Origin of the sequence: Geobacillus sp. FJAT-46040, assembly GCF_002335725.1 — a bacterium.
In the GTDB taxonomy this organism is placed as follows: Bacteria; Bacillota; Bacilli; order Bacillales; family Anoxybacillaceae; genus Geobacillus; species Geobacillus thermoleovorans.
Genome location: NZ_NISS01000001.1, coordinates 986,770 through 1,000,150, shown reverse-complemented (window position 1 = coordinate 1,000,150; position 13,381 = coordinate 986,770). Strand labels below are relative to the sequence as shown.

The following is a 13,381-nucleotide window of genomic DNA, read 5'->3' as shown; positions in this document are numbered from 1 at the left end:
CAGCAGCCAATGTTGCGGGGCGTTCTTCTTATTCGTTTCCTTGCTGCTTGGCGATGTCCGCGCCGGAAAACGCCGCTTTCATCGCTTCATACGACGGCTTCAGCCGCTCGTGGTAGCGCGGCGTCTCCCATGTCGGCCACGTGTACGTGTAAAACCGCTGAACCGGCAGCACATTCCCTTCCATCGCCGGGAACGAAAATGAGCGCTCCCCGTTGGCGACGTACACGCCGAGGCGGATGCCGGGGATGATCTCTCGGCTTTTTAGACCTTCTTTTGACCAGATATCGCCCATCACCTCGCGCCGGCTTGGATCGGTGACATTCAACAGCGCCCACGGCAGGCGAATTTCATACATATCACCGCGGCGGCTCACGCTGAGATCGGCAAGCGAGTCATAGGCCGCATCGGCCGGGTTGGCGGTGCCGAAGCGAAGCACCCCGGTTTCATACGAGTCAAACGGCACGGCCTTGCCATCTGCTTCTTCGAGCTTTTTATTCAGCGTCAACCGGATCGGGTGGTATACTCCGTTATCTTTGCGATGGGCGTACGGCGCCGCCGGCATCATGTGCAGCTGATAGCCGTAATGATAAGAAAACGTGTCATAGTAGCTGTCGACAAGCAGCCGGGCGCGCTGTTTTCCATGGATGACTAAAGCAAAGTCAATCCCCGACGTACGCATGCCGGAAAGGCCCGGGAGGCGCGATTGCCCTTGGCCTGGAATCGTATCAAACGCAATGTACGTCGTTGTTTCATCGGTGATGCGCGCACCGTCAAGCCGCACGTACAAATACCCTTCATCGCTTGTGACGTACAGCGCTCGCTTGCCCTCTGTCCAAACCGGACGGATTCCATTGAACGTCCAATCGTCTTTCCGCCCGTCGACCTTGATCATCGCGGCCGCGCTTGAACGTGGCTCAAACCGAAGCAGCCCAAAATGTTGTTCGTTCGTCTGCGCATTCAGCCAAAACGGCCGACGATCCGGGTTGTCATAATCCATCGTGTTCCACGTCCGCTTGAACCATTCATCCTGCCAGGAAAACAACAGCCCTCCCGCCATCCGCTCATGGACGATGTCCTCAAACAGCTCCCGGTCGATCGTTCCTTGCTCCTGTTCCGACAAAAACCCCTGATTTTTCCCGTGCACATTTCGATGCGCCATGCCGCGCGACGAAGGAACACCGAACTCGGCGACGAGAATCGGCATCCGGTGAGCGGCCTTCATCTCATGCAAGTAGCCGGCATAGCTGTTATGCTCGCCGCGCGAGTCAATATAGCGGATATATGTTTCTTCTCTGTTCAAAAAATCCGGATAATACGGATAAATATGATACGAAGCGAACCATCCGGCGCGCAGCTTGTCGGTGGCGTACATGACATTCGGATTGACGGAAACAAGATCTTCTTTGACAAACGGCTCGGCCGGATGACGAAGGAAATCGGTCGTCACCCAGTTGGTGAAACTCACGGGCCGCTGCCACCCATACGTTTCCGTCTCATAGCCGACCGCTTCGTCGACCGCACGCGCGAGCCACGCTTCAAACGGGCTTGCTCCCTTCGTATACACATATGTCCCGCGGTAATCCCCTGATCCGCGATGGGCTTTGTTCGTGGCGGCAACAACGTCCGGATCCCACTCGACGCCGAAAATCCACCCGAGGACATAAGGGGAAAGGTCATATCGGTACACTCCCCCGGCGTGGCCCGGCCGCTTTGGAATGTTGGCGTTGCCGTGGATGATGTCGATCGTGCGGCGAATCTCGGCACGAAACGCCCCGTCCACCGCGGGGGACCAAACATCTTTGATCCGAAGCATCATCGCTTCATCGATCCAAACGCCGTGAAACAAATAGAGCGGCTGCTTGGCGGTTTGATTGTATTCATAGAGCGCTTCGTAAAACGCCGGCGGATGGATCGTATAGACGCGGACGGCGTTCGCCCCCATCGCCCCGATATACTGAAGCCAGCGGAAGTATTCTTCCTTCGTGATGTTCGCCTCGCCCGGAAACGCGCCGGGTTTGCTGATGCCGAGGTTGACGCCTTTAATAAGCAGCGGCTCCCACCGTCCATTGCGATATACTTGAAGATAGTCGCGCCCGACCGTCCCCGCCAAGCGGATGCCGTCCTGCTCCGCCGTTTCTGTAGCGGCAGGCCGCTTCTTCTCCTCCTGATACGTTTTGATTTCTTGCAAAATGGCTTTCATCATCGGCACGTACACTTTCCAATAAAACGCCGTCTCATCATCCGGGCGGCTGCTCGCCGTCCACTTGCGCCATCGATCGAATCCAACCGTTTGGTAAATCGATGGCACACTGCCTTGATCGGCGTAATCGCCGGAAAAGTAGTACGACTGGTACGTGCGCGTCTCATAGCGGACAACGGCCGGAAACGAAACCGGAACCCCGATGGCGCGCAGCTTCTCGTTCCCGCGTTTGGAAAGCGACAACGTATAGGTCGCCAACACATCGTTCGGATCAAGCGGCTGGACGATGTCAAACCAGTACGAATAAGGAACGCGCTCGTGTTGGCCCCACCGCACTTTCCCCGCTTTCGTATACGAAAACACGACGCCATCGCCGCCAAGATCGCGCCGGTCCAAAACCATCAACCGATCGCGTTCATCCACAAGCACAATTCCCGGACCGCGGAACGCAAACGGCGTTCCATATTGTTGTTCGTAGTTCTCCCTGACCCACGCCGGCACTTCCCGGCTGGATAAATCGGGGAAATAGCGCCCGATCCACCCCGTCCAATGCAAGCCGAACAGCGATTCAAACGACGCGCGCACCTCCTGCGCTGTTGGGTGGGCCATCGAGTTGAATTCGGCGATCAACGTGTTTCCCCCTTCCCGGGCGAACCGCCAAAGCGCCTTCACCGTCTCGCCGTCCAGCCCGCCGTGCACTTTCGCCGACCGCGCCCCGTCCGTCCGCTGGCGAACAAATTCTTCTTCATAGACGCCGTACGTGTCGGCGACATACACGGCATCATAGCGATCCATCGTGTTCGGAAACGGGCGCAATTCGTATGCCCCGCCGCCCTTTGGCACAAATCCGACATAATCGCGCGCCGCATCATACGCCTCACCATTCCGGTGCACGTACTTTTGCGCCCGGAGCAGCCAAACAAGCCCTTGGTGCTCGCGGTACGACCGATCCGGCACCGTGTCATCGACAATGAGCAGCTCAAGCTCCGTTTCCGGCTTCAACCACCAAAGCCAATACGGCGCCGACAGAAGCAGCACCGCCAAGACAATATACACATAAAGCCAGCGTAACACCTTTTTCTCCATCTTCCCACTCTCCCTCACACCCGGTATCTCCCTTATAACAAAAGGAGCGCTTGTCCGGCAAGAACAAACAGGCATTTCTGCCCAAAAAAGAAAAGAAACGCAGGGTCGTTCGTCTTCCCTCCGCTCCCTGAACGCGACCCAACGTCCGATCCCCGGACACGAAACAGGCCTCTCTGATGGCTTCCGAAAACGAGTCCGCCCATCACTCACATCCACACCCTTGCCGATCAAGAACGCGAGACTGAACGCAAGGCGAGGACAAGCGGATCCGGCTCCCCCGAACCGCTTTGGCCGCGTCCGCAAAACCTGCTATGGGAAAAACCGCGATAACGGCGCTGCATTCCTCGTTCCATCACCAGCTTTCGATGCGGCCATCCAACACGAAAAGGCAAGCTCCCAACAAGAGCCTGCCTTTTCGCCATGACCATCTATCGATTTGGTTCATATACATCCCACGTCCATTTGATCGACTCGACGATTTGCTCGGCCGCCTGTTCGGCTTCAAGCTCATTCAACACCACGCGGGAATGATGGAGGGCGTAAGCCGACTGCCGCTGGAAAAACAGCTGCTCCACCTCTTCCAACGTTTTGTTTTTCAGCACCGGGCGGCTGTCGACAATGAGCGGCAGCCGTTCCTCTTTCCAATAATCCCATGACAAGTCAAGGAAAAAGACGATACCATGAGCGAGGCATGCGCGCCGCACCTCCTCCTGCAAATACGCGCCGCCGCCAAGCGAAAGGATTTTCAACCTTGTATTTGTGCATAAATCGACGATGAGTTCCCGTTCCACCTTTCGAAAATACGCTTCTCCTTTTTGCGCGAAAAGCTCCGGAATCGACATCCCTTGCCGCCGCTCGATTTCCGCGTCGACATCGATAAAATCGCGGTACAGCTTTTTCGCCACCAGCTGCCCGATCGTTGTTTTCCCCGCTCCCATAAAGCCGATTAAAATGATGTTCCGCTCGCGGAGCGGGATGGTGGTTTGCCTCTCCACGTTCCCTCACTCCCTTTTCAATCGCTCTTTCTAGATGACTGCCGGATGACGAGCTCTGGATGCAAAATCGTCCGTTTCGGCTCGCTGTCATCCCCTTTCATGCGTTCATGCAACCGCCGCGCCGCGCACGCACCGATCTTTTCTGGGAACGCGGCCACCGTCGTTAACGGTGGTTGAAACAACGCTGACTCTTGAATGTTGTCAAATCCCACGACCGCGATATCGCGTCCCGGAACGATTCCTTCCTCTTTTAAGCCGAGCATCGCCCCGAAGGCGACAACATCGTTATAACAAAAGAGCGCTGTCGGCGGGTTCGGTTGTTGCAAAACTCGTTTCGCCGCCATCCGCCCGCCCTGCCTTGTTGTCGCCGACGGCACAAGCAGCGCGTCATCCACCTCGATGCCTGCGGCACGCAACGCCTCGCCGTATCCCCTTTGGCGCGCCCTCCATACGGACGACTGCGGAGAACCGCCAATAAAGGCAATGCGGCGATGACCCTGATCGAGCAAATGCTCAGTCGCCATCCGCCCGCCGGCCACATTATCGATTCCGATATAATCAAACTGTCCAGCCGGAAGTTCATCACGAGCAAACAACACGACTGGAATATCCCATTGCCGCAGCCGCTCAACCATCTCGGTCGAACACCCCGGAACCGGGCTCATGATGACGCCGCCAACCCGATGCTCAAGCATCGTCGATAGTAATGCATCTTGTTTTTCCGGCCGGTCAAACGTCGTGCCTAAAATGACGGTATATCCTTCCTGATCAAGCGCCTCGTGGACGCCGACAAGCAGTTCGGAAAAAAACGGGTTGTCAAGTTCCGTAATAATCAACCCGACGGTGGAAGAGCGCTGCGAGCGCAAATTGGCGGCTACACGGTCATACACGTAGCCTAATTCTTTCATCGATCGAAGCACTTTTTCCCGTGTTTCTTTCGAAATATTCGAACTCCCACGAACAACAAGCGAGGCTGTCGCCCGCGACACGCCGGCATGCTTGGCCACTTGTTCGAGCGTCACGCGGGAACGCTTTTTATCTGACACCGTTCGAATCACCTGCTTTACCGTTGCTTTAACCTACTAAAAGTATAAAGGCTGGCGGCAAGCAGTGTCAATGCAAGGCGTGGGCTGCCGGGAAAACAAACTTCGAAACAAAAAAACCCGGCAGCCTCGCACAAGGCAAGGAGCCGGGAAGGCGGCAAGCCGCCGTTCGTTCATTCATATGATCTCGTTTTCTCGCAGCCGCTCAATGTCTTCCTTGGACATGCCAAGCATCGTTTGCAAAATCTCTTCGGTATGCTCGCCTAAATCCGGAGCAGTGCGGCGGATGGCGCCTGGTGTTTTTTCGAATTTCGGCACAATGCCGGGCATTTTAATTTTGCCAAGGCGCGGATGGGCGACTTCGATGATGTTTTCCCTTGCTTGGTAATGCGGATGCTCAAAAATATCTTTAATGCTCAAAATCGGGCTGACCGGCACGCCATGCTCATCCAAAATGTGAAGCAATTCATCGCGCGTCTTCGTGCGGATCCAGTCGGCGACGATGCCGTTTGTCTCTTCATGATGGGCGAGCCGCCGTTCGTTTGTGCAAAATTTCTCATCCGTCAACAGATCTTCCCGCCCCATCGCCTTCGCCAGCCGCTCGAATGTGGAATCGGTGCTGGTGACAAGCACGACCCAATGCCCGTCTTTCGTCATAAACGTGCCCGCCGGGCTCGAATGGCCGGACAATCCCGGCGACCGCTCGCGCACTTTGCCCAATTGGTCATATTCCGCCACCAAAAACTCCATCATGCGGAACACCGATTCGTAAAGGCCGATATCGACCATCTGCCCTTCGCCATTCGGATGGACATCGCGGTGGTAAATGGCCGTCACCGCCGCAAACGCCACATAAATGCCGGTAATGTAGTCCGTCAAGGAGAACGACGGGCTGACCGGCGGACGGTCCGGATACCCTTGCAAATACGTAAACCCGCTGAACGCCGTCGCCGGCGTGCCGAATCCGGCTTTCTCGCGAAACGGACCTGTTTGCCCGTAGCCCGAGACGCGAATCATCACCAGCTTCGGATTGATCCGCTTCAGTTCTTCATATCCGCCGCCCCATTTTTCGAGCGTGCCGGGGCGGAAATTTTCGATGACAATATCGACGTGGCGGACAAGCTCTTTAAAAATATTCATTCCTTCTTCTTTGCGCAAATCCAACGTGAGCGACCGTTTATTGCGCGCCAGTCCGGGCCAGCGGAGCGGCTCCCCATCCTTGAACGGCCCGACATGGCGGAGCGTATCCCCTTTTCCTGGCAATTCCACCTTGATGACATCGGCGCCAAAATCACCGAGCAAAACCGCCCCAAACGGCGCCGCGATCATTGTCGACACATCGAGCACTTTGACGCCTTCCAGCGGCAAACGCGCCATGACAATCTCCTCCCCCATTTCGATTTATTGTCCGTATATCATGATGACCGACAACGCGGTCCGGACGTCTTCAATCGGAATTTGCCCCGGCGCCGAGCTTTGCCGTCCGACTGCAAAGGTGACGGCAGAGCCGAACAATCCGCCTGCCAGGCGGGTGATGGCGCCCAATGCCCCCATCGACATCGTGATCAGCGGGATGTCCACCTCTTTTCGCGCTTCTTCCGTCGCCTGCAGCAGCGTGAGCACATCCCCCCGCGTTTTCGGCATCACAGCTGCTTTCGCGATGTCGGCGCCGCATTGTTCCGCTTGACGCATTTTCGCGACAAGCTCTTCCTTCGATGGCGTATGATCAAAATTGTGGTAAGACAACACAAGGCGCACTCCATAGCGGCGCGTCAGCTCCCGGACGATCGGGATGCGCGGCCCATGGGCAAGCTCGTAATCAAGCAAATCGATCGCCCCGCTTTCACAGACGGTTTCAAACAACCGAATCTTTTCCTCTTCCGTCAACGAAATCGGTTGCCCGCCTTCCTGTTCGGAACGAACCGTAAACAAAATCGGGATGTCTCCGGCAATCGCCCGCATCTTTCTCGATGTGGCCGCCACTTCCTGTTCGTCCCGAATCGCCTCGAAAAAGTCCGCCCTCCATTCAATGAGATGCGGCTTTTTCTCCGTGATTTGCCTTGTTTCCTCCAACACTTGCTTCGCGTCCGCTCCGACGACCGGGGCGCAAATGCACGGTTCGTCTCCCCCGATCAAGACATTGCGCACACGGACAGCACGCTTTGCAATCGCCATATGCTCTCCCCCTTATGGTCGATAACCTAGTTTTTCGGAAATGGCTTGTGCTCCTTCTTTTACGAGCCTCTTGAATTGTTCCATCACTTCCCGTGTAAATCGATGCGCCGGCCCAGAGACGGACAAGCAGGCGCCCACTTCCCCGCGGATGTCGAAAATGGGCGCCGCAACGGCCGCAGAGCCGACTTCCCGTTCATCGACGCTGGATGCCACACCGCGCTCGCGAATCGCCTCAAGCTCCGCCGCTAGACGATCCAATCGTTCCTTTGTCGGCACTTGCGCAAAAATCCGCTCTTGAACTTCGGGCGATTGATAGGCCAACAATACTTTTCCCCCCGCCCCCGCCCAAAGCGGCAGCCGCTCGCCGATTCTCACCATATGGCGCAGCGCTTGAAGCCCTTCGCACTGTTCGATGCAAACGCGGGCGTCTTGTTCGAGCACGTACAAGTTCACCGTCTCCCGCGTCTCGTCGCGCAGCCGCTCCATCACCGGCCGCGCGATTTCCCGCACTTCCATCGATTTGCCGGCAATGTATCCTAAATAGTACACCCCTTGTCCAAGACGGTACTTTAACGTCTCCGGATCTTTGACGATAAGGCGGTTTTGCTCCAGCGTGGCGAGCAGGCGCGTCGTCGTCGATTTGGCGAGCGAAATCTTTTTCGCAATTTCCGTGAGTGATAGCTCTTGTTCCTCGAGGGTAAAACAATACAAGATGTCAATGGCCCGCTGCACCGTGCGCAAGCCGGCTTCGTGTTTTTTTTCTTCCTGCACCTGTTTGTCTCCCCCCTTCCTTATGTTCCGTTCAACGGAATTTCATTTCTTTCAGTGGAACCTTACTCCCATTTTAGCATCTTCATTCACCGCCGTTCAAGCTTTTTTTCGCGTTTCTTTCCTTTTTGCTTTCAACAAGAGAAAGGGCGGCGAAGCCTTTTTTCATTTAAACGTCTGTGTGAAGGGACATATGCTGCGTTAGGCCTATCTTCCTGCCCGTCCATTGTCTGAACGGATTGCATAAACAGTTCAAATTTTTCAGTAAGTTATGGACAAACGAAAGCGAACTTTGTTATAATCCATTCAAGAATTCCATTTAAAGAAAACAAGTTACATACAATGGAACAAAAAAAGGGGGGATGATCAGCGAACATTTGAGAACCGATCACTTCATGGAATGATCGAACATCAAAACGCGATGTCCAATGAAAGGGAACTCGCTATTTTTTCGTTCTCATACTGCATACGCTTTCTTACATCAATACCAAGGATGGTGAACAAAGATGAAGCACAAACGACGTTGGGCGATGGCGTTTTTGATCGCGTTAGGCGTCATCATCAACTATTTCGACCGCATCAACATGTCCGTCGGCATCCAGCCGCTTTCCGAAGAATTCGGCCTCACGCCCGGGCAGCTCGGCATTTTGTTGTCTGCGTTTGCCTGGTCTTATGCCATTTTGTAAATCCCGGCCGACGTCATCTTGGATAAAATTGGCGTCAAATGGGTGACGCGCATCGGGACGATCATTTGGGCAGTGGCATGCTTTTTGACCGCCATCGCCAGCGGCCAAGGGCTCGTCATGTTGTCACGCGTCTTGTTGGGCATCGGGGAAGCGCCGTATTTCCCGTCAGCCGCCAAAGCAGTCGGGCAATGGTTCCCGCGCCATGAGCGGGCGACCGCGATTTCCCTTTACGACGCCCAGTCGAAGCTGTCAAACGCCATCGGCACCCCGATCATCGCGTGGATCATCACCGAATGGGGATGGCGGGCCGGCTTCTACGTGACCGCTGTACTTAGTTTGATTTATGCCTTCATTTTTTGGGCAACGTACCGCGATCCGCATGAGGACAAGAAGCTTTCGAAAGAAGAATATGACTACATTGTCCAAGGCGGAGCGCAAAAGTCGGATGAAACATCGGGAAACGTTTGGGAGACGATTCGGTATTTGCTGACGAAGAAAAAAGTGTGGGCGACATTGATCGGGTTTGCCGCCTACGGCTACTCGTGGTTTTTGTTTCTCACGTGGCTTCCCGGCTATTTGGCGACGGAAATGCACATGTCGGTGCTGAAATCAGGCTGGTACGCCTCGATTCCGTGGATCGTCGGCACGATTTCGGAGATCGCGATCGGCGGATGGCTCGTCGACCGGCTCATCAACAAAGGAGGCCATTCAACGCGCGTGCGAAAAACGTTTTTGGTCATCGGCATGCTGCTTGGGCTGTCCGTCATCGGCGCCGCTTTCACGACAAACCCGAACATCGCGATCCTTTGCATTTCAATTGCCCTTGGCGGCCTAGTCATCACATCCTCGATCGCCTACAGCATCCCGACATTTATTGCACCGCCAGGCACGGTCGGGACGTTGACCGGCCTGTTGACGTTCGGCAACAACTCGATGGCGATTGTCGCCCCGATCGTCACCGGCTTTATCGTTCAAGCGACCGGCTCGTTTATGTACGCGTTTCTCGTTGCGGCGTTCATTTTGCTCGCCGGCATTTTCAGCTATTTGTTCCTGCTGACCGATTTAGAGCCGATCGAACCGATGGCTCGGCCGGACACAACGCAAAACGCAAGCATCGGACACATAAAAGTGCGATAGCGAAAGAGAAGCGCCTTCGTCCAACGCGGCGAAGGCGTCTTTCCATGCTGCGGCTTTGCGGTGAATCAAGCTTCTCGCCGCCTCAACGCAACATCCATCCGTTTAATGCCCCGTAAACCACCCAAGCGGCACCGTGACGAGAGACGGGAAGAAAATCAACAGAAGCAACAGAAGCGTCTCCACCAGCAAAAACGGCCAAACTCCTTTCATGATGTCCTCCATGTTGATTTTCGCCACCCCGCAGGCAACGTTCAGCACCGTGCCAACCGGCGGCGTGAGCAGCCCAATGCAGTTGTTTAAAATAAACAATACCCCGAAGTACACCGGATCGATTCCCGCTTTTTCAATAATCGGCATCAGCACCGGCGTCAAAATGAGCACTGTCGGCGTCAAGTCCATCGCCGTTCCGACCAACAGCACCAAGGCGTTAATGGCCAAAAGCAGCGCCAGCGGATGGTCGATGAGCGGCGCGAGCACATCTGTCACGATCGACGGAATGTTGGCGACTGTAATGAGCCAGGCCGACACCATGGCGGCGGCCACCAAAAACATGACGACGCTTGTCGTTTTCGCCGCGGCCACGAGCACGTGGAACAAGTCTTTCACTTTCAGCTCGCGGTAAATGCACAGACCGACAAACAACGCGTAAAACGCAGCCACGACCGCCGCCTCGGTCGGCGTAAACACCCCTCCGCGCAGCCCGCCGACAATGATCACCGGCAGCAGCAGCGCCCAAAACGCCTCGCGGGTCGCCCGCCAAATCTCTTTCGCCGACTGACGTGGAAGCACTTCCGCTTGATCTCTTCGGGTCACCCACCACCAGCAGATGGCCAATGAAATGCCAAGCAAAATCCCGGGAACAATGCCGGCCATAAACAGCTTCGTGATCGACACGCCGCTTGTGACCCCGAAAATGATCATCGGGATGCTCGGCGGGATGATCGGGGCGATGATGCCGCCGGCAGCGATGAGGCCAGCCGACCGGTTGCGGTTGTACCCAGCTTTGACCATCATCGGGATGAGAATCGCCCCAAGCGCCGCTGTATCGGCCACCGCCGACCCCGACAACCCGGCGAACAACACGCTCGCGATGATCGCCACATACCCGAGCCCGCCGCGGATATGGCCGACAAGCGCCATCGCAAAGCGGATGATCCGCTTCGAAATGCCGCCGGCGTTCATCAGCTCCCCAGCGAGCATAAAGAACGGAATCGCCATCAGCGGAAAGCTGTCTGCGCCGCTGATCAAGTTTTGCGCGATGATTTGCGTATCAAAAATGTCCAAATAAAACATCAAGGCGACGCCGCTGACCAAGAGCGCAAACGCGATCGGCATCCCGAGCGCCATGACCCCTAACAGCGACCCGATAAAAACGACCAACGCCATTTACCGCTCACCTCCAGCGGCGCCTTGCGTTCGCCCGTGCGCCCATTCTACCGCTTCGTGCTCGACGGGAGCGGCCGTCATGATTTCTTCTTCCGATTCTTTCATTCTCGTCAGCTCCTCAATCGCCCCGGTGCGAAACAGCGCCTGATACAGATGAAACAAGATGATGAGGCCCATGCCGATGCTCACGACAAGCCCGGTCCCATAAATGAACGCCATCGGCAGCCCGGTGGCCGGGGCTTTGCTTTCCAATCCGCTCATTGTCATCTTCCAGCTTCCATCCAAAAGCAAATAGAGAACATACAGCACGATCGCATTGCTGATGACAAACACGACGCGCTTGGCGCCGGTCGGCAGCTTCCGCACCAATGTATCGACGCCTAGATGGTCATGGTCTTTCAAAGCACCGACCGCGCCTAAAAACGACATCCAAATGAACAGAAAGCGCGACATTTCTTCCGACCACGTGATGCCGGAGTTAAATGCGTAGCGGAGCACGACGTTGCCGAATACAAGAATGGACATAAACGCGAGGCAGAACGCCATTAAGGCGTTCAGCGCCTTCTCCAGTACGTCTCCGATCCTTTTCATCGCTGTTCCCTCCAAGTCTGAAAGAATGGAAGGACTCTTAAGGGGCAGTCCCCCTTAAGAGCCGGCTTTGCCATTCTGTTATTTTCCTGCTTCAATCAATTCGTTCACTAAATCTTGCCCAAATTTCGGCGCATATTTTTGATAGATTGGCTGCACTTTTTCCACGAATTTTTGCTTCTCTTCCGGGGACAGCTCGGTAATGACCATTCCTTGCTGTTTCAAATAGTCGAACATTTTCTCATCTTCTTCTTGATTAAGCTTTCGCTGATAGTCTCTTGCTTCTTCCGCCGCTTTTGTAATGATGTCTTTTTCTTTGTCCGTCAACGTGTCCCAAAACTTTTTGCTGATGAGCAGCGGGCTCGCATTGTAGACGTGGCCGGTTTTCGTCAAATATTTTTGCACTTCGTAAAACTTATTGATTGCGACATTCCCGACAGGGTTTTCCTGGCCGTCTACAACGTGTTGTTCTAAAGCGGTGAACAGCTCGGTAAAGGCCATCGGTACCGGAGTGGCTCCTAACTCTTTCCATAAGTCAATATGAAGGTCATTTTCCAACGTCCGAATTTTCAACCCTTTAATGTCATCCACGCTTTTGACTTCCCGCACGTTGTTCGTCAAATGGCGGAAGCCGTTTTCCCAATAGTTCAGGCCGATCACGCCGACAGACGGCAAATCGTTGAGCAAGTCTTGACCGATTTTCCCATCCAGCACTTTGTAAGCGGTTTCCCGATCTTTGAATAAAAACGGCAAGTCTAACACCCCAAGGCGCGGCGCAAAGGAAGCGATCGGACCGGTCGACATCGTCGATCCTTGGATGGTTCCCATCTTCAGCGCTTCAAACACCGCCAAATCTCCCCCAAGCTGCCCATCCGGATACACTTCGACTTTGATCGATCCGTTTGTCTCTTTTTCCACGATTTCGGCAAATTTGTACAGCCCTTTCGTCAACGAACGGTCTTTTGATGTCGCGACGGCCATCTTCATCACTTTTGGTTCTGCTTTTTTCGCCGCACCGCCTCCTTGCGGCTCAGATTTCGATGAGCACCCCGCAAGCACCAACAGGCAGGCAAACAACAACACCAACATCTTTTTCATTACCTTTTCCCCCTTCTTTCCTCTATAGTGCAATGGTTGATGCAGCCGAACGGATCAACCGGCTGGCATCGTGTTGTATGTTGAACCCGCATTCCCGTTTTGCCGCAGGCCATTCTGTTCTCTCTCGACCGCGGCCGGTCATGCGGGAAACAACCAAATGAATGGAGCATTTATTTTTAATAAACAGAATTAATACTGTAGATGAGCATTTTTCATTAC

At 54.9% G+C, this 13,381-nt stretch carries 9 protein-coding genes and 1 pseudogene; 1 reads left to right on the top strand and 9 read right to left on the bottom strand.

Annotated elements, in window-relative coordinates; genetic code table 11:
• Positions 1–28: 28 nt before the first annotated feature.
• The 6 genes from CD000_RS05365 to CD000_RS05340 form a co-directional block, all read right to left on the bottom strand.
• Positions 29–3,286, bottom strand: a complete 3,258-nt coding sequence (locus CD000_RS05365) for a hypothetical protein (protein WP_096225056.1) — start codon at positions 3,284–3,286, stop codon at positions 29–31.
• A gap of 428 nt (positions 3,287–3,714) precedes the next feature.
• Complete coding sequence (locus CD000_RS05360) at positions 3,715–4,281, bottom strand: shikimate kinase (protein ID WP_020278602.1); 567 nt, start codon at positions 4,279–4,281, stop codon at positions 3,715–3,717.
• Between the two features lie 17 nt (positions 4,282–4,298).
• Positions 4,299–5,327: a LacI family DNA-binding transcriptional regulator gene (locus tag CD000_RS05355; protein WP_096225055.1), complete on the bottom strand. Its 1,029-nt coding sequence runs from the start codon at positions 5,325–5,327 to the stop codon at positions 4,299–4,301.
• A gap of 174 nt (positions 5,328–5,501) precedes the next feature.
• Complete coding sequence (locus tag CD000_RS05350; protein ID WP_044731140.1) at positions 5,502–6,701, bottom strand: CaiB/BaiF CoA transferase family protein; 1,200 nt, start codon at positions 6,699–6,701, stop codon at positions 5,502–5,504.
• Positions 6,702–6,725: 24 nt separating this feature from the next.
• Entirely contained in the window at positions 6,726–7,499 is a 774-nt protein-coding gene (gene aroD, locus CD000_RS05345) for a type I 3-dehydroquinate dehydratase (RefSeq protein WP_096225054.1), read from the bottom strand.
• Between the two features lie 12 nt (positions 7,500–7,511).
• A complete protein-coding gene (locus CD000_RS05340; RefSeq protein WP_096225053.1) occupies positions 7,512–8,270 on the bottom strand; it encodes an IclR family transcriptional regulator in 759 nt (252 codons plus the stop codon).
• Between the two features lie 503 nt (positions 8,271–8,773).
• Here CD000_RS05340 and CD000_RS05335 point away from each other — a divergent pair.
• Positions 8,774–10,090: pseudogene (locus CD000_RS05335) on the top strand (MFS transporter).
• Between the two features lie 102 nt (positions 10,091–10,192).
• Here CD000_RS05335 and CD000_RS05330 read toward each other — a convergent pair.
• From CD000_RS05330 to CD000_RS05320, 3 genes are all read right to left on the bottom strand, one after another.
• Complete coding sequence (locus CD000_RS05330; RefSeq protein WP_096225052.1) at positions 10,193–11,476, bottom strand: TRAP transporter large permease subunit; 1,284 nt, start codon at positions 11,474–11,476, stop codon at positions 10,193–10,195.
• Positions 11,477–12,067, bottom strand: coding sequence for a TRAP transporter small permease (locus tag CD000_RS05325; protein WP_096225051.1), 591 nt, complete (start codon positions 12,065–12,067; stop codon positions 11,477–11,479).
• A gap of 78 nt (positions 12,068–12,145) precedes the next feature.
• On the bottom strand, positions 12,146–13,162 hold the full coding sequence (locus CD000_RS05320; protein ID WP_031212347.1) for a TRAP transporter substrate-binding protein: 1,017 nt from the start codon (positions 13,160–13,162) through the stop codon (positions 12,146–12,148).
• Positions 13,163–13,381: the final 219 nt, after the last annotated feature.

What these genes read in the sequence shown, in the direction of transcription:
- CD000_RS05365 (WP_096225056.1), bottom strand. Translation starts at nt 3,286, where the DNA reads ATGGAGAAAAAGGTGTTACGCTGGCTTTATGTGTATATTGTCTTGGCG.
- CD000_RS05350 (WP_044731140.1), bottom strand. Translation starts at nt 6,701, where the DNA reads ATGGCGCGTTTGCCGCTGGAAGGCGTCAAAGTGCTCGATGTGTCGACA.
- aroD (WP_096225054.1), bottom strand. Translation starts at nt 7,499, where the DNA reads ATGGCGATTGCAAAGCGTGCTGTCCGTGTGCGCAATGTCTTGATCGGG.
- CD000_RS05330 (WP_096225052.1), bottom strand. Translation starts at nt 11,476, where the DNA reads ATGGCGTTGGTCGTTTTTATCGGGTCGCTGTTAGGGGTCATGGCGCTC.
- CD000_RS05325 (WP_096225051.1), bottom strand. Translation starts at nt 12,067, where the DNA reads ATGAAAAGGATCGGAGACGTACTGGAGAAGGCGCTGAACGCCTTAATG.
- CD000_RS05320 (WP_031212347.1), bottom strand. Translation starts at nt 13,162, where the DNA reads ATGAAAAAGATGTTGGTGTTGTTGTTTGCCTGCCTGTTGGTGCTTGCG.